Source organism: Pseudomonas sp. NPDC087803, assembly GCF_044742995.1.
Classification (GTDB): Bacteria; Pseudomonadota; Gammaproteobacteria; order Pseudomonadales; family Pseudomonadaceae; genus Aquipseudomonas.
The window spans coordinates 1-18804 of sequence record NZ_JBIUVO010000040.1 but is presented as its reverse complement, the minus strand read 5'-3'; the positions used below and the strand labels follow the sequence as shown (position 1 = coordinate 18804).

General features: G+C 62.5%; 17 protein-coding genes. 9 read left to right on the top strand and 8 right to left on the bottom strand.

Annotated features, from left to right (window positions below; all coding sequences use genetic code 11):
• Window positions 1–4: 4 nt before the first annotated feature.
• The 3 genes from ACIOUG_RS18555 to ACIOUG_RS18545 form a co-directional block, all read right to left on the bottom strand.
• Window positions 5–1399, bottom strand: a complete 1395-nt coding sequence (locus ACIOUG_RS18555; RefSeq protein WP_401067524.1) for an ethanolamine ammonia-lyase subunit EutB — start codon at window positions 1397–1399, stop codon at window positions 5–7.
• A gap of 191 nt (window positions 1400–1590) precedes the next feature.
• The gene (gene eat / locus ACIOUG_RS18550; RefSeq protein WP_401067522.1) at window positions 1591–2961 is read right to left on the bottom strand and encodes an ethanolamine permease; all 1371 of its coding nucleotides are present in this window, start codon (window positions 2959–2961) and stop codon (window positions 1591–1593) included.
• A gap of 289 nt (window positions 2962–3250) precedes the next feature.
• Window positions 3251–4771 carry an aldehyde dehydrogenase family protein gene (locus tag ACIOUG_RS18545; RefSeq protein ID WP_401067519.1) on the bottom strand — a complete coding sequence of 507 codons (1521 nt, stop codon included), beginning with the start codon at window positions 4769–4771 and terminating at the stop codon, window positions 3251–3253.
• 442 nt (window positions 4772–5213) lie between these two features.
• Between ACIOUG_RS18545 and ACIOUG_RS18540 the strand changes: the two genes are divergently transcribed.
• The 4 genes from ACIOUG_RS18540 (at window position 5214) to ACIOUG_RS18525 (ending at window position 9549) form a co-directional block, all read left to right on the top strand.
• The gene (locus ACIOUG_RS18540) at window positions 5214–7121 is read left to right on the top strand and encodes a sigma-54-dependent Fis family transcriptional regulator (RefSeq protein WP_401067516.1); all 1908 of its coding nucleotides are present in this window, start codon (window positions 5214–5216) and stop codon (window positions 7119–7121) included.
• Between the two features lie 157 nt (window positions 7122–7278).
• The gene (gene mpl, locus ACIOUG_RS18535) at window positions 7279–8628 is read left to right on the top strand and encodes a UDP-N-acetylmuramate:L-alanyl-gamma-D-glutamyl-meso-diaminopimelate ligase (RefSeq protein WP_401067513.1); all 1350 of its coding nucleotides are present in this window, start codon (window positions 7279–7281) and stop codon (window positions 8626–8628) included.
• Window positions 8625–9272 (top strand): flavin prenyltransferase UbiX, encoded by a 648-nt coding sequence (gene ubiX / locus ACIOUG_RS18530; RefSeq protein WP_401067511.1) that lies wholly within the window; start codon window positions 8625–8627, stop codon window positions 9270–9272. The genes mpl and ubiX overlap by 4 nt, the downstream gene beginning before the upstream one ends.
• Window positions 9265–9549, top strand: coding sequence for a YceK/YidQ family lipoprotein (locus ACIOUG_RS18525; protein WP_115986843.1), 285 nt, complete (start codon window positions 9265–9267; stop codon window positions 9547–9549). Before ubiX ends, ACIOUG_RS18525 begins: the two co-directional genes overlap by 8 nt.
• Window positions 9550–9711: 162 nt before the next feature.
• Here ACIOUG_RS18525 and ACIOUG_RS18520 read toward each other — a convergent pair whose 3' ends face one another.
• The 3 genes from ACIOUG_RS18520 to ACIOUG_RS18510 all read right to left on the bottom strand — a co-directional run bounded on the left by ACIOUG_RS18520 (window position 9712) and on the right by ACIOUG_RS18510 (window position 12666).
• Window positions 9712–10353, bottom strand: coding sequence for an oxidoreductase (locus tag ACIOUG_RS18520; RefSeq protein ID WP_401067507.1), 642 nt, complete (start codon window positions 10351–10353; stop codon window positions 9712–9714).
• Between the two features lie 27 nt (window positions 10354–10380).
• Window positions 10381–12108 carry a C13 family peptidase gene (locus ACIOUG_RS18515; RefSeq protein ID WP_401067504.1) on the bottom strand — a complete coding sequence of 576 codons (1728 nt, stop codon included), beginning with the start codon at window positions 12106–12108 and terminating at the stop codon, window positions 10381–10383.
• A gap of 102 nt (window positions 12109–12210) precedes the next feature.
• Window positions 12211–12666 carry a MaoC family dehydratase gene (locus ACIOUG_RS18510; RefSeq protein ID WP_003228575.1) on the bottom strand — a complete coding sequence of 152 codons (456 nt, stop codon included), beginning with the start codon at window positions 12664–12666 and terminating at the stop codon, window positions 12211–12213.
• 180 nt (window positions 12667–12846) lie between these two features.
• Here ACIOUG_RS18510 and ACIOUG_RS18505 point away from each other — a divergent pair, with 180 nt between their 5' ends.
• The 3 genes from ACIOUG_RS18505 to ACIOUG_RS18495 are packed head-to-tail and all read left to right on the top strand — an operon-like array spanning window position 12847 to window position 14526.
• Window positions 12847–13209: a CidA/LrgA family protein gene (locus ACIOUG_RS18505; RefSeq protein WP_401067501.1), complete on the top strand. Its 363-nt coding sequence runs from the start codon at window positions 12847–12849 to the stop codon at window positions 13207–13209.
• Window positions 13209–13925, top strand: coding sequence for an LrgB family protein (locus ACIOUG_RS18500; RefSeq protein ID WP_007960614.1), 717 nt, complete (start codon window positions 13209–13211; stop codon window positions 13923–13925). Before ACIOUG_RS18505 ends, ACIOUG_RS18500 begins: the two co-directional genes overlap by 1 nt.
• 10 nt (window positions 13926–13935) lie before the next feature.
• The gene (locus tag ACIOUG_RS18495; protein WP_401067499.1) at window positions 13936–14526 is read left to right on the top strand and encodes an LON peptidase substrate-binding domain-containing protein; all 591 of its coding nucleotides are present in this window, start codon (window positions 13936–13938) and stop codon (window positions 14524–14526) included.
• 123 nt (window positions 14527–14649) lie between these two features.
• Here the strand turns inward: ACIOUG_RS18495 and ACIOUG_RS18490 are convergent, their stop codons facing one another.
• A complete protein-coding gene (locus ACIOUG_RS18490) occupies window positions 14650–15966 on the bottom strand; it encodes a bifunctional DedA family/phosphatase PAP2 family protein (RefSeq protein ID WP_401067496.1) in 1317 nt (438 codons plus the stop codon).
• Between the two features lie 72 nt (window positions 15967–16038).
• A complete protein-coding gene (locus ACIOUG_RS18485) occupies window positions 16039–16734 on the bottom strand; it encodes a DNA-3-methyladenine glycosylase (protein ID WP_401067494.1) in 696 nt (231 codons plus the stop codon).
• A 177-nt stretch (window positions 16735–16911) separates the two neighbouring features.
• Between ACIOUG_RS18485 and ACIOUG_RS18480 the strand changes: the two genes are divergently transcribed.
• Together ACIOUG_RS18480 and nadD are read left to right on the top strand one after the other, a co-directional pair.
• Complete coding sequence (locus ACIOUG_RS18480) at window positions 16912–18183, top strand: glutamate-5-semialdehyde dehydrogenase (RefSeq protein ID WP_401067492.1); 1272 nt, start codon at window positions 16912–16914, stop codon at window positions 18181–18183.
• The coding region (gene nadD / locus ACIOUG_RS18475) for a nicotinate-nucleotide adenylyltransferase (RefSeq protein WP_401067489.1) at window positions 18152–18804 on the top strand (653 nt) is incomplete at its 3' end. The genes ACIOUG_RS18480 and nadD, both read left to right, overlap by 32 nt.

Sequence of the window (18804 nt, the reverse complement as noted above, 5' to 3'; positions counted from 1 at the left end):
ACACTCATCCCAGTTGCGCCAGCGCCTGGCGGAAGGCCGGCGGCAGGTTGTTGCCAAAGCGAACCTTGCCGTCCGCCTGGGTGAAAATGCCCATGTTCGCCAGCCATTGCTCGAACTCCGGCGCCGGTTTCAGGCCCAGGGTCTGGCGCGCGTAGAGCGCGTCGTGAAACGAAGTGGTCTGGTAGTTGAGCATGATGTCGTCGGAGCCGGGGATGCCCATGATGAAGTTGATCCCGGCCACTCCGAGCAGGGTCAGGAGGGTGTCCATGTCGTCCTGGTCGGCTTCGGCATGGTTGGTGTAGCAGATGTCGCAGCCCATCGGCACGCCGAGCAACTTGCCGCAGAAGTGATCTTCAAGGCCGGCGCGGATGATCTGTTTGCCGTTATAGAGGTATTCCGGGCCGATGAAGCCGACGACGGTGTTCACCAGAAACGGTTTGAAGTGCCGCGCCACGGCGTAGGCCCTGGTTTCGCAGGTCTGCTGGTCGACACCGTGGTGGGCGTTGGCCGACAGCGCGCTGCCCTGACCGGTCTCGAAATACATCAGGTTCTGCCCGAGGGTGCCGCGTTTCAGGCTCAGCCCGGCGTCATAGCCTTCCTGCAATACATTCAGGTTGATGCCGAAACTGGCGTTGGCCGCTTCGGTGCCGGCAATCGACTGGAACACCAGATCCAGCGGCACACCACGGTTGATCGCCTCGATCGAAGTGGTGACGTGGGTCAGCACACAGGCCTGGGTCGGGATGTCGTAGCGCTGGATGATCGCGTCGAGCATCTCCAGCATCGCGCAGATCGAGGCGATGCTGTCGGTGGCCGGGTTGATCCCGATCATCGCGTCGCCGTTGCCGTACAGCAGGCCGTCGAGAATGCTCGCAGCGATGCCGGACGGCTCGTCGGTCGGATGGTTGGGTTGCAGACGGGTCGACAGGCGCCCGCGCAGGCCGAGGGTGCCGCGGAATTGGGTGACCACGCGGATTTTCTGCGCCACCAGCACCAGATCCTGCACGCGCATGATTTTCGACACGGCGGCGACCATTTCTGGCGTCAGGCCGGGGGCGAGGGCGCGCAGGCTGGTTTCGTCAGCGGCGTCGCTGAGCAGCCAGTCGCGGAAACCGCCGACGGTGAGGTGGCTGACCACGGCGAAGGCCTGTTTGTCGTGGGTGTCGATGATCAGTCGGGTGACTTCATCGCTTTCGTAGGGAATCAGCGCTTCTTGCAGGAAATGCGTGAGCGGGATGTCGGCCAGCGCCATTTGTGCGGCCACGCGTTCGCCGTCGTTGAGCGCGGCAACGCCAGCCAGAAAGTCCCCGGAGCGCGCCGGGCTGGCCTTGGCCATGACGTCCTTGAGGCTGTCGAAACGGTAGGTCTGGGCGCCGACGGAATGGGCAAATGCGGCCATGGGGCGGTGTCCTCCTGGTTCTGTGGATAACTCGGTCTCCCTGTGGGAGCGGGCTTGCTCGCGAAGGCGTCGTGTCAGGCGACATCGTTGTTGGATGACACGACGCCTTCGCGAGCAAGCCCGCTCCCACATTGGATCTTCATGCACTTTTATATAGCGGGCATCGGGCGATGAGCCCGGTGCCGGTGCAACTAGATACTTTCGAGCATAGCGTCTGCCGGGGCTTCGGCGCGTTGCCTGGCGGTCAGCTGGAAGTACAGATAACCGGCGGCCATGAATCCAAGGAACACACAGCCGATCAGCGTGTTGAACCACGCCATCGCCACCAGGCACACCACCGCCAGGAACAGCGCAATGGCCGGCACCAGTGGATAGCCCGGGGCGCGGAAGGTGCGTTCCAGGTTCGGTTCGGTTTTGCGCAGTCTGAACAGGCTGAGCATGCTGATGATGTACATCACGATCGCGCCGAACACCGACATGGTGATCATCGCCGCGGTCAGGGTCATGCCTTGCAGATTGACCAGACCGTCGCTGTAGATCGCTGCGATACCGATCACGCCGCCGGCCAGAATTGCCCGGTGCGGGGTCTGGAAGCGCGACAGTTTGGCCAGGCTTTTCGGCAGATAGCCGGCGCGGGCGAGGGCGAAGAACTGTCGCGAGTAGCCGAGAATGATCCCGTGGAAACTTGCCACCAGGCCGAACAGGCCGATCCACACCAGCATGTGCATCCACGAGGAATTGTTGCCGACCACCGCTTTCATCGCCTGCGGCAGCGGATCGTTGATGTTCGACAGCTGGCGCCAGTCGCCGACGCCGCCGGCCATCACCATCACGCCGATGGCGAGGAACACCAGGGTCAGGATGCCGCTGACGTAAGCCTTGGGAATCGTGCGTTTCGGATCCTTGGCTTCTTCGGCGGCCATGGCCGCGCCTTCGATGGCGAGGAAGAACCAGATGGCAAACGGGATCGCCGCAAAGATTCCGGGGATCGAGCCCATGCTGAACTCGTTGGAGCCCGACCAGCCATTGAGCACGAAGTTGCTGAAGCTGAAGCCCGGCGCGACCACACCCATGAACACCAGCAGTTCGGCGACCGCGAGCACGGTGACCACCAGTTCGAAGGTTGCGGCGATGCTGACGCCGAGGATGTTCAGGGTCATGAACACGAAATACGCGCCGACCGCGGCGATTTTCGGATCGAGTCCCGGATATTGCACATTGAGGTAGGCGCCGATGGCCATGGCGATGGCCGGTGGGGCGAAGACGAACTCGATCAGCGTGGCGATCCCGGCGATCAGTCCGCCTTTTTCGCCGAACGCCCGGCGGCTGTAGGCAAACGGCCCGCCTGCGTGGGGAATCGCGGTGGTCAGTTCGGTGAAGCTGAAGATGAAGCAGGTGTACATGGTCGCGACCATCAGCGCCGTAACCAGAAATCCGAGGGTGCCCGCAGTGCCCCAGCCGTAACTCCAGCCGAAGTATTCGCCGGAAATCACCAGGCCGACGGCAATGCCCCAGAGGTGCAGGGTGCCGAGTGTGGGTTTGAGCTGTGTGGTGGAAGTCATAAGTCCTCTCTGTTTTTTATTGTTCGATCTGTTGGACTTTCGGGTGCAGTGGTTGCGGTGGATGGAAGCTGTTCACGCAGCGGCAGTTTTCACGACAATTCCTGAATGACGGGTACGCAAGGGCCGTGCCAGAGCGGCCAGACCTATTGTTGTGTCATTGAGGGCGCCTTCGCGAGCAAGCCCGCTCCCACAAGGGATTTGTGCCGAACCCAACATCCCCTGTGGGAGCGGGCTTGCTCGCGAAGACGATTGAACAGGCAACACAGAATCATCTGTGTTGCCCAGGGTTTTAGAAGAAGCCCAACGGATTGATGTCGTAGCTCACCAGCAGGTTTTTCGTCTGCTGATAGTGATCGAGCATCATCTTGTGGGTTTCACGGCCGACGCCGGACTTCTTGTACCCGCCGAACGCGGCGTGCGCCGGGTACAGGTGGTAGCAGTTGGTCCACACCCGACCGGCCTTGATCGCGCGGCCCATGCGGTAGGCGCGGTTGATGTCGCGGGTCCACAGGCCGGCACCGAGGCCGAACTCGGTGTCGTTGGCGATCGCCAGGGCTTCGGCTTCGTCCTTGAAGGTGGTGATGCTCACCACCGGGCCGAAGATTTCTTCCTGGAACACGCGCATTTTGTTGGTGCCCTTGAGCAGGGTTGGCTGGATGTAATAGCCGGTCGCCAGATTGCCCTCGAGTTTTTCCACCTTGCCGCCGGTCAGCAGCTCGGCGCCTTCACCCTTGGCGATTTCCAGGTACGACAGGATCTTGTCAAATTGCTGCTCGGACGCCTGCGCGCCAACCATGGTGTCGGTGTCCAGCGGGTCGCCACGTTTGATCTGCAGGACTTTCTTCATCACCACCTGCATGAATTCGTCGTAGATCGATTCCTGTACCAATGCGCGGGAAGGGCAGGTGCAGACTTCGCCCTGGTTGAAGAACGCCAGCACCAGACCTTCTGCGGCTTTCTCGATGAAAGTCGGCTCGGCCTGCATGATGTCTTCGAAGAAAATGTTCGGCGATTTGCCGCCCAATTCCACAGTCGATGGAATGATGTTTTCGGCGGCGCATTTCATGATGTGCGAGCCGACCGGGGTCGAGCCGGTAAAGGCGATCTTGGCGATGCGTTTGCTGGTGGCCAGGGCTTCGCCGGCTTCTTTGCCGAAACCTTGCACCACATTGAGCACGCCCGGTGGCAGCAGATCACCGATCAGCTCCATCAGCACGCAGATGCCCAGCGGAGTCTGCTCGGCAGGCTTGAGCACCACGCAGTTACCGGCGGCCAGGGCCGGGGCGAGCTTCCACGCGGCCATCAGCAGCGGGAAGTTCCACGGGATAATCTGGCCGACCACGCCCAGCGGTTCATGGATGTGATAGGCCACGGTGTTGCCGTCGATTTCGGCAGCGCTGCCTTCCTGGGCGCGCAGGCAACCGGCGAAATAGCGGAAATGGTCGGCCGCCAGCGGGATGTCGGCGTTGAGGGTTTCGCGGATGGCTTTGCCGTTGTCCCAGGTTTCGGTGATCGCCAGCAGTTCGAGGTTCTGTTCGATGCGGTCGGCAATTTTCAGCAGGATCAGCGAGCGCGCCTGCACGGAGGTCGCGCCCCACGCATCGGCAGCGGCGTGGGCGGCGTCCAGTGCCTTGTCGATGTCTTCGGCAGTGGAGCGGGGGAATTCGGCAATCGGTTGGCCATTCACTGGCGAGGTATTGGTGAAGTACTGACCTTTGACAGGCGCGACGAACTCGCCGCCGATGTAGTTACCGTACTTGTTCTTGAACGAGACTTTGGCGCCTTCAGTACCGGGGTGAGCGTAACGCATGATGTGTTCTCCTTGGCTTTGTACTTATTAGAGAAACGCGCAAGTGCGCTTGCTATAAGCGTAGAGCAAAGGTCGGGCCACTGCCGTGCAGGGCAGGCAAATCAAGGCCTTGCGTATTTTTTCTCGGACGGGCGGGCGGCGCCTGTGATGGTTTCGGTACAGAGCGGGTGACAGTTTGTACCGCTTTTGGCACAGCCTGTGACCGGCCGGTCTTGCCAGCATTGCAATGCGCCGATGGCTGGAGGATGCTGACTGCCAATCGCCCAGCGGTTGATTTTTGTGGCGAGGGAGCTTGCTCCCGCTGGGCTGCGCAGCAGTCCTGAAATGTTTACCGCTCATATACTTTGGCGAGCGCTTCGCACTCGAGCGGGAGCAAGCTCCCTCGCCACAGGTCAGTGTTGGTAGTCTGGAAGGGTCGACCTTTCGGGGAGAATAATAAGAAATGCACGACAACCATTTGAGTCGCCATGCCCAGCAGGTGCTCACCGTCACCCAGGGCAAGCCGCACCTGCACGGGCCCGGTGCCGATCCGTCGATTGCCCGTTCGTGGCTGCGCTGTCTTGAGGACTATCACCTCGACCCGGCCCTGACCATGGCGCCCACTGTGCTTGAGCACGGGCGCGTGCTTGAAAGCCGCGAACGCCTGCAACAGGTGTTGCAGATCGCCGGCAATGAAATGAGCAGCCTGCATCAACAACTGTCCGGCGCTGGTCATGCGGTGCTGTTGACCGATGCGCGCGGGGTGATCCTCAACTGCGTCACCGCCCCTGCCGAGCGCAAGATTTTCGAGCGTGCCGGCCTCTGGCTCGGTGCCGACTGGAGCGAAGCCTGTGAAGGCACCAACGGTATCGGCACCTGTCTGGTCGAACGCCAGGCACTGACCATCCATCAGGACGAACACTTTCGCGGCCGCCACACCGGCCTGACCTGCTCGGCGAGCCCGGTGTTCGACCCGCACGGCGAACTGCTGGCGGTGCTCGACGTGTCCTCGGCGCGCCACGACGTTTCGCGGCAGAGCCAGTTCCACACCATGGCACTGGTCAATCTGTCGGCGAAAATGATCGAGAGCTGTTATTTCCTGCGCTGCTTCGATAACCAATGGCTGCTGCGTTTCCATCTGCAGGCCGAATCCGTCGGCTTGTTCAGCGAAGGGCTGCTGGCGTTTGACGGGGAAGGGCGGATCAGTGCGGTGAACCAGAGCGCGCTGAACCTGCTCGGGCATATTCGCGGTGGTTTGCTCGGCAAACCGGTGGAAGCGTTTTTCGATTGTTCGCTCGACGAACTGCTCGGTCGTGCCAGCGCCAATGCCAGCGCCAGTTGGCCGCTGCGCACCCGTGACGGGCGGCATCTCTTTGCCTTGCTGCGCGGCGAATCGCGCAAACCGGCGCCGATCCTGCCGGCCCCGGTCGTGCTCAAGGCTCAAGCGCAGGCGAACATTTGCCTCGGCGACGCGGCGCTGCAAGCGGATTTCCGCAAGGCGCTGCGGGTGTTCGAGCGCGACGTGCCGCTGCTGATCAACGGCGAAACCGGCTCCGGCAAAGAAGCCTTTGCCAAGGCTGTGCATCACGCCAGCCAACGCGCCAATCATGCCTTCGTCGCCCTCAACTGCGCGGCGATTCCCGAAAGCCTGATCGAGAGCGAGCTGTTCGGTTATCGCGGCGGCAGTTTCACCGGTGCGCGCAAGGACGGCATGCGCGGCAAGCTGCAGCAGGCCGATGGCGGCACGCTGTTTCTCGATGAAATCGGTGACATGCCGCTGGCGCTGCAAACCCGTTTGTTGCGGGTGCTCGAAGACCGCCAAGTGGTGCCGATCGGTGGCGAGCCGGAAACGGTCAACGTGCGGATCATCAGCGCCACCCACCGTAATCTGCTGGAGCGGGTGGCGGACGGCAGTTTCCGCGAAGATTTGTATTACCGGCTCAACGGCCTGGAGGTCGCGCTGCCGGCGCTGCGTGAGCGCAGTGACAAATCGCAGTTGCTGGATTTCCTGCTGGCCGAGGAGGCGGGCGGCGAGGTGATTGTGATCGACGAACCGGCGCGGCAGGCGTTGCTGGCGTTCAACTGGCCGGGCAACGTGCGGCAGTTGCGCAATGTCCTGCGCACATTGGCGGCATTGTGCGATGAAGGGCGGATAGGGCTGGAGGATTTGCCGGCGATGATTCGGCAGGCGCGGCCGACGCCGGAGCTGAAGTCGGTTGAGTCCGAGCATCCTCTGGAAGACGCCGAACGTGTGGCGCTACTCAATGCCCTGGAACAGACACGTTGGCACATGACCCAGACCGCGCAACAGCTCGGGGTCAGCCGCAACACCCTCTACAGAAAGCTGCGTAAGCACGCGATATCCCGTTAAACCGCGTCGCGCCATTCGCGAGCAAGCCCGCTCCCACAGGATTAGCGTCATCCTTGTGTGTGCGGGCTTGCTCGCGAAGGCGTCGGCGCAGGCGAAACACCAGGTGCGATTTCCCCCTCCCTGCGCTAACCTGCGGCCATGTTTTACGAGGTCGACTATGCACATTCATATTCTGGGTATCTGCGGGACTTTCATGGGCTCGATGGCGGTTCTGGCCAAAGAGTTGGGCCATCACGTGACCGGCTCCGACGCCAACGTCTATCCGCCGATGAGCACGCAGCTTGAGGCCCAGGGCATTCAACTGACCCAGGGCTATGACCCGGCCCAGCTTGATCCGGCGCCGGATCTGGTGGTGATCGGCAACGCCATGTCCCGTGGCAACCCGGCGGTGGAATATGTGCTGAACAAAGGCCTGCCGTACGTCTCCGGCCCGCAGTGGCTGGCCGATCACGTGCTGCAAGGGCGCTGGGTGCTGGCGGTTGCCGGTACGCACGGTAAGACCACCACCAGCAGCATGCTCGCCTGGGTTTTGGAACATGCCGGCATGAGCCCGGGGTTCCTGATCGGCGGCGTGCCGCAGAACTTCTCGGTGTCGGCGCGGTTGGGCGGTACGCCGTTTTTCGTGATCGAAGCCGACGAGTACGACAGCGCGTTCTTCGACAAGCGTTCGAAGTTTGTCCACTACCGTCCGCGCACGGCGATCCTCAACAACCTTGAGTTCGATCACGCCGACATCTTCCCCGATCTGCCGGCGATCGAGCGGCAGTTCCATCACTTGGTGCGGACCATTCCGAGTGAAGGTCTGGTGATCCACCCGACCACCGAACCTGCGTTGCAGCGCGTGATCGAAATGGGCTGCTGGACCCCGGTGCAGACCACCGGCGTCGGCGGTCAGTGGCAGGTCGAGTTGCTCAAGGACGATGGCTCGGCGTTCGAAGTGATGTTCGAGGGCGTGTCCCAGGGCACTGTCGAATGGGAGCTGACCGGTCAGCACAACGTCGCCAACGCCTTGGCTGCGCTGGCAGCGGCGCGCCATGTCGGTGTGGTGCCGTCGATGGGCATCGCCGGGTTGAGCGCATTCAAGAACGTCAAACGCCGTATGGAGAAAGTCGCCGAAGTGCGCGGCATCACCATCTACGATGATTTCGCCCACCACCCGACTGCGATTGCCACCACCCTTGATGGCCTGCGCAAGCGCATCGGCGATGCTCCGCTGATCGCGATCATCGAGCCGCGCTCCAACTCGATGAAGCTCGGCGCGCACCGTGACGGCTTGCCGGACAGCGTGGTCGATGCCGATCAGGTGATCTGGTACGCCCCGGCCAACCTCGGCTGGGATCTGGCAGCCACTGCCGCGCTGTGCACGGTGCCGTCGATTGTCAGCGATTCGCTCGAAGGCATCATCGAACGCGTGAAGAGCCAGGCCCAGCCCGGCACCCACGTGGTGATCATGAGCAACGGCGGCTTCGGCGGCCTGCACGGCAAACTCGCCGAGGCGCTGCAATGAACACTCGGTTCCAGGACGGCGGCCCGGAACGCATCACGCTGGCGATGACCGGCGCGTCCGGCGCGCAGTACGGTTTGCGCCTGCTCGACTGTCTGGTGCGTGAAGATCGCGAAGTGCACTTCCTGATCTCCAAGGCCGCACAACTGGTGATGGCCACCGAAACCGATGTCACGCTGCCGCCCAAGCCACAGATGATGCAGGCGTTCCTCACCGAATACACCGGAGCCGCCGCCGGGCAGATCCGTGTGTACGGCAAGGAAGACTGGATGTCGCCGGTAGCCTCGGGCTCCGGCGCGCCGGCGGCGATGGTCGTGGTGCCGTGTTCCACGGGCACTTTGTCGGCGATTGCCACCGGTGCCTGCAACAACCTGATAGAGCGCGCAGCGGACGTCACCTTGAAGGAGCGTCGCCAGTTGATTCTGGTACCGCGCGAGGCGCCGTATTCGAGCATTCATCTGGAGCACATGCTCAAACTGTCGAACATGGGCGTGACCATCCTGCCAGCCTCGCCGGGCTTCTATCACCAGCCGCAGACCATCGACGACCTGATCGATTTCGTCGTCGCGCGGATTCTCAATCTGTTGGGCATTCCGCAGGACATGCTGCCGCGTTGGGGCGAGCATCATCTGAGCAGCGATGAATAAGCTGCTGACGATTGTGCTGGCGCTGCAACTGGCCGGCTGCGCCACCGCTCGTACGCTGGATGCGGCCAAACCGGGGGCGCCGGTGGTGTATTCCGGGACGCGCCTGGATTTGTACGCGATGAATGGCGGGTGCTGTGCGATGGACCGGTTCGGCGCTGAGGCGCCAAGCTACCCGGGGGTGGATCTGCCGGCGAGTGCGTTGCTCGATACGCTGTTGTTGCCGTTGTCGTTGCTGACCGTGATTGGCGTGGGATTTCAGGCGACTGGCGGGTTGTAGGGGAGTGTGGCGCACTCCTGTGGCGAGGGAGCTTGCTCCCGCTGGGCTGCGAAGCGGCCCCAAACCCCGCGACTAAATCCTTCAGATACATCGCATCTTTCAGGGTTGGCGACTGCTGCGCAGTCGAGCGGGAGCAAGCTCCCTCGCCACAAAGTCCCGCTGTTATTTGCCGAGCTTGCGCAGCTCATCCGACTCAACCACCCGCACCCCATCCTGTTCTTCCAGCGCCAGGCGCCACATCGCCCGGGCCAGTTGGCAGGCTTCGATGCCGCGGTACTTGCCGGGAATCAGCTTGGAAAACGGCGCGGCCAGCTGTTCGCCCAGACGCGGCTCGGTGCGATCTCCCAGCAACAGCGATGGCCGGCAGATGGTCAGTTGCGGCCAGTCCTGCGCGCGCAATGCCTGCTCCATTTCGCCTTTGACCCGGTTGTAGAAAATCGACGATTTTGGATCGGCGCCCAGCGCACTGATCACGATCAGGTGCCGCGCGCCCATCTCCCGTGCGCGTTTGGCGAACGCCACGACCATGTCCAGGTCCACTGCGCGGAACGCCTCTTCGGAACCGGCCTGTTTGATCGTGGTGCCGAGGCAGCAGTAGGCGATATCGACGCGTCCGCTCAGTTGCGGCAGAAACGCCTGCGGGTCGCCCACCGGGTTTTCCAGGTGCGGATGTTCCGCCAGCGGCCGACGGGATGGGGCGAGCACGCGGGTGATCGTCGGCTCGTTGAGCAAACGGTCGAGCAGATGTTCACCGGTCAGTCCGGTGGCTCCGGCAAGCAATACGTGCTGAGGCGTCAAGTACATAGTGTTTCTCCCTTGATACTGTTCAGCTTAGTTGCTGTTTGTTGCTCCGTCGTTCAATGCAGCACTCTGCAACGCTTTTCTTGCCTGCTGTTTACGCAGCAGTTGCCAGTGCGCGAGCACGGTTTTCGGTGCCCAGATCTGCGGCTCGGAGGCTTCGAAGTTATCCGCCAGTTCGCGCTCGGCGACGGTGGCCTTGGCCAGTTTGAAGGCCTGCTCCAGGTCGTCGGTCTGGTTCAGGGCCTGAGCGAACAAGGCGTCGCCGAAGTAGGTGAAGTTGGCTTCTTCCGAGCAACCGAACGACACGCGGTCGGCACGCGAGGCGGTCATGATCAGGGTGCGCTCATCTTTCAGCGCAGGGATGAAACCACCGGAATAGCACGATGAAATCACGATCACCTTGTCGCGATTTTTCAGCGGTGCGAGCACCGTGGCGAGTTCGTCGGCGGGCAGGTCGGCCAGCTCCATGCGCGGCTGGTCGAGCACCAGTTCGTGTTCGGCAGTGCCGTGGCTGGTCAGGTAGATGAACACCAGGTCTTCCGGGCCGCTGCGTTCGGCCAGCGTCTGTGCGGCGCGGCGCAGGTTTTCGCGGGTGGCCATCGGTCGGTCGGTGAGATGGTCGCGGTGGTTGACCAGACGAATCTGTCCGTAAGCGCCGAAACGCGTAGCGAGCATGTTGGCGACGTAGTCGGACTCGCGCAGGAACACGCTTTGCTTGCCGTCGCCGCCGAGGGTCAGGGTGTACAACTCGACTGCCGGGGTCGAGGCGGGCACTGCGGCCAATGCGTCATCGAGCAGTCGACCCTGGGCCAGCAGGCCGAGTTCGAGGGTGTCGGGCAACAGCTTGCCGTCGGCGTCGCGCACGCGCTGGCCGTTGATCCAGGTACCGCTGAGCACCGTGCCATCGGTCAGCACAAGGGTGCCGCGCCCGGCGTAGCTGTCGCTGTCGAACCCGCCGATGTAGAAGCTGCCGTCAGACAGATTCAAGCGGCCCTGGCCGCTGAAACGCCAGTCGTTGAAGTAGCCGACATAATGGCTGCCGTCGGCCCCGATCAGTTCGCCCTTGCCGGTCAATGCGCCTTCCTTGAACTGGCCGAGCCACACGTCGCCGTCGGCGTTCTCGTAGCGGCCCTTGCCGTGCAACTGGCTGTTCTTGAAACCGCCGACATAGATGTCGCCATCGGCGCTGTTGAAGGTGCCATTGCCTTCGAGCTGGCCGTTGACGAAATGACCGCTGAAGGTATTGCCGCTAGAGTCGCCGCGCTGGCCTTCGCCATTGGGTTTGCCGTGGGCGAACTGGCCCTGATAGGAACTGCCGTCATCCATTTCCAGACGGCCCAGCCCGGAGTACTGGTCAGCCTTGAACTCGCCTCGGTATGTCATGGCGTTTTCTTTCAGCGTGCCTTCGCCATCGCGCCGGCCCTGCTTGAAACCGCCGGTGTAACTGCTGGCGTTGGTGGTCAGGCTGCCTTGGCCGTCGAACAGGCCCTGCTGGAACTGGCCGCGATAGACCTCGCCGTTGCTGCCGTGCCACTCGCCCTGGCCATGCCACTGGCCTTTGTCGAACTGCCCGGCGTACCAGCTGCCATTGGGGTAGTCGACGCGGCCCTGGCCTTGCAGCAAGCCGTTGACCAGTTCACCGCGATAGCGTCCGCCGTCCGGCAGGCGCGCATCCGGGGGCAACAGCGATTCGCCGTCGCCGCAAGCGGTGAGCATCAGGGTCAGGGCAAGGGGTGCAAGAGAAGCGAGTGGGCGCATAGCGGGATCCGGGCAATTAGGCGACCGAGTATGCCGCAGCTATGTGTCGCATATATAGAGAGGGAGTGCGAAACAGCGTGAGCCGCTTCGCATCCGGGGCACTTAAACGAAGCAGAGCGACAGGGGTTCGGCGATATAGGCCGGTTTGTCCGAGCCTTCTATCTCCAGCGTCGCGGTGGCCTTGAGCAGCCATTGACCAGGTTTTTTCTCGGTCACTTCGGCCAGATCGACTTTCAGACGAACTTTCGAGTTGACTTTCACCGGTTGAATGAAGCGCACGCTGTCCAGACCGTAATTGACCACCATCTTCAGGCCTTGCGGCAGCACGAGGATGTCTTCCATCAGTTTCGGGATCAGCGACAGCGACAGGAAACCGTGAGCAATGGTGCTGCCAAAAGGCGTTTGCGCGGCTTTGACCGGATCGACATGGATGAACTGATAATCCCCGGTGGCTTCGGCGAACAGGTTGATGCGCTCCTGATCGATGGTGAGCCATTCGGAACGTCCGAGTTCCTTGCCGACATAATCTTTGAGCTCTGCAACGGGAACATAGGGCATTGAGACTCTCCTTGTGTTCATCGGTTTTATAGTTTTTCAGGTGGGGGATTTGACCGCCCTGCGAACCACTGTAGATCATCATGGCGATTTGCTCCGGTCAACCGACCATGCTTTTGGCGAATGCCGATCCATAGCGCTGCCGTGCTTATAATGCCGAGGACTTGCGCGGGGAGATGTCTGATGTTGTTACGTGGCCTGACCATGCTGGTGCTGTTCCAATTGCTCGGCACGGCGCTCAACCATTTGCTGTTGCCGGTACTGCCGGGGCCGATCATCGGCCTGCTGCTGTTGCTGGTGTTCCTGATTATTCGCGGTGAAGTCGGCGAGCCGCTGAACCTCGCGGCCAGCAGCCTGCTGCGTTATCTGCCGCTGCTGCTGGTGCCGCCCGCTGTTGGCGTGATGGTTTATGCGAGCGACATCGCTGCTGACTTCTGGGCGATTGCCGGCGCGCTGGTGCTGTCGTTGATCCTGTCGATGGCTTTCGCCGGGGTGCTGATGCAGCGCCTGGTCAAGCGTCACGCACCGCGCTCGGAGGAAACCTGATGCTGTTCGATTGGCAAGGTGCCTGGGCTTCGGTCATTCATCATCCGCTGTTCGGCATCGGCATCACCCTCGGTGCCTATCAACTGGTGCTGGCGGCGTTCGAGAAAACCCGCTGGATCTTTCTGCAACCGGTGCTGGTCTCCATGCTGTTGGTGATCGGCGTGCTGGTCGGCTGCGGGCTGACGTACGCCGAGTACCGCAAGAGCACCGAAATCCTCAGCATTCTGCTGGGCCCGGCGACGGTGGCGCTGGCGGTGCCGCTGTATCTAAACCTCAAACGGATCCGCCAATTGTTCTGGCCGATTTTTACTACGCTGGTGATAGGCGGCGTGGTCGCTACGGGCATGGGCGTATTGCTCGGCTGGTGGTTCGGTGCCGAGCACATGATTCTGATGACCATGGCACCGAAGTCGGTGACCTCGCCGATTGCCATGCTGGTGGCCGAGCAGATCGGTGGCGTCGCGGCGCTGGCGGCGGTGTTCGTGCTGATCACCGGGGTGATCGGCGCGATCTTCGGCCCGGCGCTGCTGACCCGGCTCGGCGTGCACAGCCCCGAGGCGCGCGGCATGGCGCTGGGCATGACCGCACACGCGGTCGGCACTTCGGTGGCGTTGCAGGAAAGCGATGAGTGCGGCGCCTTCGCGGCGCTGGCGATGAGTCTGATGGGCGTGGCCACGGCGGTGTTCCTGCCGTTGGCGGTGTCGATGGTGGTGTAAGGAAATGTCTATGAGTCTGCCGCTTTTTCCGCTCAACACAGTGCTGTTTCCCGGCTGCAACCTCGACTTGCAGATCTTCGAGGCGCGCTACCTGGACATGATCGGCCGCTGTATGAAACAGGGCGGCGGTTTCGGCGTGGTGTGCATCCTCGACGGCCACGAGGTCGGCGTTGCGCCGGAGGGCTTTGCCTTGGTCGGCTGCGAGGCGCGGATCACCGATTTCCAGCAACAGGACAACGGCCTGCTGGGGATTCGCGTACAGGGCGGGCGGCGCTTTCAGGTGCTGCGCACGGAGGTGCTGCGCGACCAGTTGATCGTTGCCGACGTCGAGTGGCTGGACGATGAGCCGGAGCAACCGCTGCAGGATGAAGACGCCGATCTGGTGGCGCTGCTCAAGGCCCTGGCCGAGCACCCGATGGTCGAGGCCTTGAACATGGGCACCGATGCGCTGGGGCAGCAGTCGCTGGCCAATCAACTGGCCTATCTGCTGCCGTTCGCCGAAGAAGACAAGATCGACCTGCTGCAACTCGACGATCCGCAGCAGCGGCTGGATGCGATCCAGGCGCTGCTCGATGAGCTTCAGGGCGAATTGTTCGCCTGATCCATCGAAAAAGATCGCAGCCTGCGGCAGCTCCTACGGGTTTTTGTTTCACATGCGCACGATGGCGCAGGTGTGAAATGAAACCCCCTGTAGGAGCTGCCGCAGGCTGCGATCTTTTGATTCTCAATAAGCGTAACGCAACATCGTGTCCGGCAAATGCCGCAGTACAAACAGACTGAACAGCACCAGCAGCGCCGGCAGAATCAGCCACCAGACCTTGAATGGCATGGCGTTGAGCGGCGATTTGCGCTGGCTCAGCCACAAGCCCGACGCGCACACGCACGCCGCCAGCATCGCGCCCGCCAGAATATCTGTCGGCCAGTGCGCGCCCAGATACACCCGCGACAAGGCAATCGACAGCGCCGGAATACAGCCGAGCAGCAGCCAGGTCAGGCGCATGCGCGGCGGTTGTCCGCGACCGGCGAGGACCGCGAGCACCAGAAACAATGCGAACGAACCGGAGGCATGGCCGCTGGGCATGCTGTAGCTGGTCAGCGGATCGGTCAGCACTTCCGGGCGGACCCGGGCAAAAAACTGTTTGGTGACGGTGTTCAGCAGCGCGGTGCACAGCAGCGTACCGCCGGCAAAAATCGCCTGACGCCACTGCCGACACAGCAGCAACAGACCGGTGAGCAGGGCGCTGAACATCAGCATGTTGCGGAATTCACCGATCAGGGTGAACGTCACCGCGATTTCATCGAGCATTGGCTGGCGATGTTCCTGCACCAGGGTCATCACGCCCTGGTCGAGGGCGTGCAGATACGGATAGCCAATAAACAGGCCGATCAGAATCAACAGGCTCATGCTGCTGATCCAGATCGTCGCGCGGCGATGCTGGCGCAAGCTGCTGTTGACACTCAGGCCGACCATCACTGCAATACTGGCGGCGACGATGCCGGCCTGCAGCCAGAAACCTTCCGGCAGCGGCAGACGGATTGCGGCGCCGGTGGCCCAGCCCGGCAGCAGGTAGGCGACGCTCCAGCCGGCGGCGGCCAGCAGGCTGACGGCGGCGAAACGCGCGAAGGGCATGTCGCACATCCCGGCGACCATCGGCAGCATCGGCCGCAGCGGGCCGATGAAGCGACCGACCAACAGGCTGGCGATGCCGTAACGCTGGAAGTAGGTTTCGGCCCCGGCCATCCATTCCGGGTGATGGCGCAGGCCGGGCAAACGGCGGATGTTCTGGTGGAAATGGCGGCCGAGGAAGTACGAAATCACATCGCCGAGAATCCCGCCGAGAAAGCCCAGCAGCAGGGTTTCGCTCAGTGACAACGCGCCACTGCCGGCCAGTACCGCGACGGCAAACAGCAGCACCGTGCCGGGCACGATCAGCCCGGCAATCGCCAGGCACTCCACGCAAGCGACGATAAATACCGCAGCCGCCAGCCACTGCGGATTGGCGGCGAGCCACCCGGTCACGCTATCGAGCCATGGGCCCATACACACAACTCCATTTTATTGATCACCCTATGTAGGAGCTGCCGAAGCGGCAGCTCCTACACAGTTTTGGGTTTACAGCAGGAAATAATCGCGACCTTCGACCTGACCCCGGCGCAGCGGGTTCCGCGTGCACCACTGGGCATACGTGGCGTCGACGAAGCGGTACAGCAGGTGTTCGTCGCGGCCATGGGGGATGCCCAGGCGGGTGGTCTGGATAATCTGGGTCGGCGCCGGTCCGGTGTCTTCCACCAATATCCGCTCATGATCGAAACGCTTGGCGTCCCACATCGGCACCTTCAGCCCAAGTGCCTTGCACAGCAGCGTCTGCCCGGCGCAAAGCTTTTGCGAAGGACGCGGCCGACCCTGGGCATCAGGATTGTTCAACAGCATCTGTGCCAGACTCGCCGGCCCGCTGATCTCATCGACCCACGGGTAGGCGGATTTGATCAGCACCGCGTTGCCGGGCCCTTGGGCGCTGAAGTTCAGCGAATCACCACCCCTGGCGTAATACATATAGATGTGCCCGCCATCCAGAAACAAAGCCTTACGCTTTTCCGTGTAGCCGAGCGAGGCATGACTGCCTTTTTCCGCGCAGTAATAGGCTTCGGTTTCAATGATCCGGGCGCTGAGCCACAGATCGCCGACCCGGTGGCGGATGACTTTGCCGAGCAGATCGCGCGCCAGCACTTGCGCGTCACGGTCGAAAAAAGCGTCCGGAAGGCCCAGTGGCAGGCGCTCGGCGGTGGCGCGAACGGTCAGGTTGGACATGGCAAACGGTGTTTATCCAGGCGAAGGAGGTCGTGATGATAACAATCCGAGGCTTAATTACGGCTGAACGTCGGCAATTTGCAGTCCATTTCGACCATCCGCCTGTCACCGCTGTTAGTCCCGGGACGCGACAGCTATAATCTGCCGCTTTCCTCTTTGCCAAGACCCCAGCAGACCATGACTGAGTCCGTTCTTGACTACATGACCCGATTGGGTCGCGCCGCCCGCGAAGCTTCCCGGGTCATCGGCCGTGCCAGCACCGCGCAGAAAAACCGCGCCTTGCAGGCTGCTGCCAATGCGCTGGACGCTGCGCGGGCCGAGCTGGCCGCAGCCAACGAACAGGATCTGGCCGCCGGTCGCGCCAATGGGCTGGAGCCGGCCTTGCTGGAACGTCTGGAGCTGACTCCGGCGCGCATCGACGGGATGATCGTCGGTCTGCGTCAGGTGGCGGCACTGCCGGATCCGGTCGGTGCGATCCGCGACATGAGCTTTCGCCCATCCGGCATTCAGGTCGGCAAGATGCGCGTACCGCTGGGCGTGATCGGGATCATCTACGAATCCCGGCCCAACGTGACCATCGATGCCGCCAGCCTGTGCCTGAAGTCTGGTAACGCGACCATCCTGCGCGGTGGCTCCGAGGCGATTCATTCCAACCGGGCGATTGCCGCGTGCATCCAGCGCGGTCTGGCCGAGGCCGAGTTGCCCGCAGCTGTGGTGCAAGTGGTCGAAACCACCGACCGTGCCGCCGTCGGCGCGATGATCAGCATGCCCGAGTACGTCGACGTGATCGTGCCACGCGGTGGCCGGGGGCTGATCGAGCGCATCAGCCGCGACGCCCGCGTGCCGGTGATCAAGCACCTCGACGGTATCTGCCACGTGTTTGTCAGCGAACACGCCGATCTGGCCAAAGCCCAGCGCATCGCCTTCAATGCCAAGACTTACCGCTATGGCATCTGTGGCGCGATGGAGACCTTGCTCGTCGATCAAAGTGTTGCCAAGGATTTCCTGCCGTCGATGGGGGCCCAGTTCCGCGAAAAAGGCGTCGAGCTGCGTGGCTGCGAGCGCACCCGGGCGATCATCGACGCGGTGCCGGCCAGCGAAGACGACTGGAGCACCGAGTATCTGGCGCCGATCCTGTCGATCCGCGTGGTCGAGGGACTGGATCAGGCCATTGAACACATCAACCATTACGGCTCGCACCACACCGACTCGATCGTCAGCGAAAACCTCGCCGACACCCGGCGTTTCGTGGCCGAGGTCGACTCGGCGTCGGTGATGATCAACACCCCGACCTGCTTCGCCGATGGATTCGAATACGGATTGGGTGCCGAGATCGGCATTTCTACTGATAAGCTGCACGCCCGCGGCCCGGTGGGCCTCGAAGGACTGACCTGCGAGAAGTACATCGTGGTCGGTGATGGCCAGTTGCGCGGCCAGGCGACGGTCTGACTTGACCGACCTCGACCTGACCGCGCCGCTGCCTGACAGCGAACTCCGACCCCGGCGCATCGGCGTACTGGGCGGCACGTTCGACCCGGTGCACATCGGCCATTTGCGCGGTGCACTGGAAGTCGCCGAAGCGCTGGCGCTCGACGAACTGCGCCTGGTGCCCAGCGCCCGGCCGCCGCACCGCGATACGCCGCAGGTGTCGGCGCAGGATCGGCTGGCAATGGTTGAGTGCGCGGTGGCCGGAGTGCCGCCGCTGGTGGTGGACGCCCGCGAATTGCAGCGGGACAAACCGTCCTGGACCATCGATACCCTGGAGTTGATGCGTGCCGAAATGGCCGCCGAGACCCAGGTTTTTCTGCTTTTGGGCTGGGACGCATTTTGCGGCCTGCCCACTTGGCACCGCTGGGAAGAGTTGCTCCAGCATTGCCACATCCTGGTGCTACAGCGCCCGGACGCCGACAGCGAACCGCCGGATGCCTTGCGCAACCTGCTGGCAGCGCGTTCGGTGAGCGACCCGCTGGCCCTGAAAGGGCCGAGCGGACAGATTGCATTCGTCTGGCAGACACCGCTCGCGGTTTCCGCCACCCAGATCCGACAAATGCTGGCCAGAGGTAAGTCGGT

Coding starts and splice junctions, on each gene's coding strand:
- ACIOUG_RS18520 (WP_401067507.1), bottom strand. CDS start 10,353: ATGTACTTGACGCCTCAGCACGTATTGCTTGCCGGAGCCACCGGACTG.
- ACIOUG_RS18485 (WP_401067494.1), bottom strand. CDS start 16,734: ATGTCCAACCTGACCGTTCGCGCCACCGCCGAGCGCCTGCCACTGGGC.
- ACIOUG_RS18505 (WP_401067501.1), top strand. CDS start 12,847: ATGTTGTTACGTGGCCTGACCATGCTGGTGCTGTTCCAATTGCTCGGC.
- ACIOUG_RS18515 (WP_401067504.1), bottom strand. CDS start 12,108: ATGCGCCCACTCGCTTCTCTTGCACCCCTTGCCCTGACCCTGATGCTC.
- ACIOUG_RS18540 (WP_401067516.1), top strand. CDS start 5,214: ATGCACGACAACCATTTGAGTCGCCATGCCCAGCAGGTGCTCACCGTC.
- ACIOUG_RS18510 (WP_003228575.1), bottom strand. CDS start 12,666: ATGCCCTATGTTCCCGTTGCAGAGCTCAAAGATTATGTCGGCAAGGAA.
- mpl (WP_401067513.1), top strand. CDS start 7,279: ATGCACATTCATATTCTGGGTATCTGCGGGACTTTCATGGGCTCGATG.
- ubiX (WP_401067511.1), top strand. CDS start 8,625: ATGAACACTCGGTTCCAGGACGGCGGCCCGGAACGCATCACGCTGGCG.
- ACIOUG_RS18490 (WP_401067496.1), bottom strand. CDS start 15,966: ATGGGCCCATGGCTCGATAGCGTGACCGGGTGGCTCGCCGCCAATCCG.
- ACIOUG_RS18495 (WP_401067499.1), top strand. CDS start 13,936: ATGAGTCTGCCGCTTTTTCCGCTCAACACAGTGCTGTTTCCCGGCTGC.
- ACIOUG_RS18480 (WP_401067492.1), top strand. CDS start 16,912: ATGACTGAGTCCGTTCTTGACTACATGACCCGATTGGGTCGCGCCGCC.
- eat (WP_401067522.1), bottom strand. CDS start 2,961: ATGACTTCCACCACACAGCTCAAACCCACACTCGGCACCCTGCACCTC.
- ACIOUG_RS18545 (WP_401067519.1), bottom strand. CDS start 4,771: ATGCGTTACGCTCACCCCGGTACTGAAGGCGCCAAAGTCTCGTTCAAG.
- ACIOUG_RS18525 (WP_115986843.1), top strand. CDS start 9,265: ATGAATAAGCTGCTGACGATTGTGCTGGCGCTGCAACTGGCCGGCTGC.
- ACIOUG_RS18555 (WP_401067524.1), bottom strand. CDS start 1,399: ATGGCCGCATTTGCCCATTCCGTCGGCGCCCAGACCTACCGTTTCGAC.
- ACIOUG_RS18500 (WP_007960614.1), top strand. CDS start 13,209: ATGCTGTTCGATTGGCAAGGTGCCTGGGCTTCGGTCATTCATCATCCG.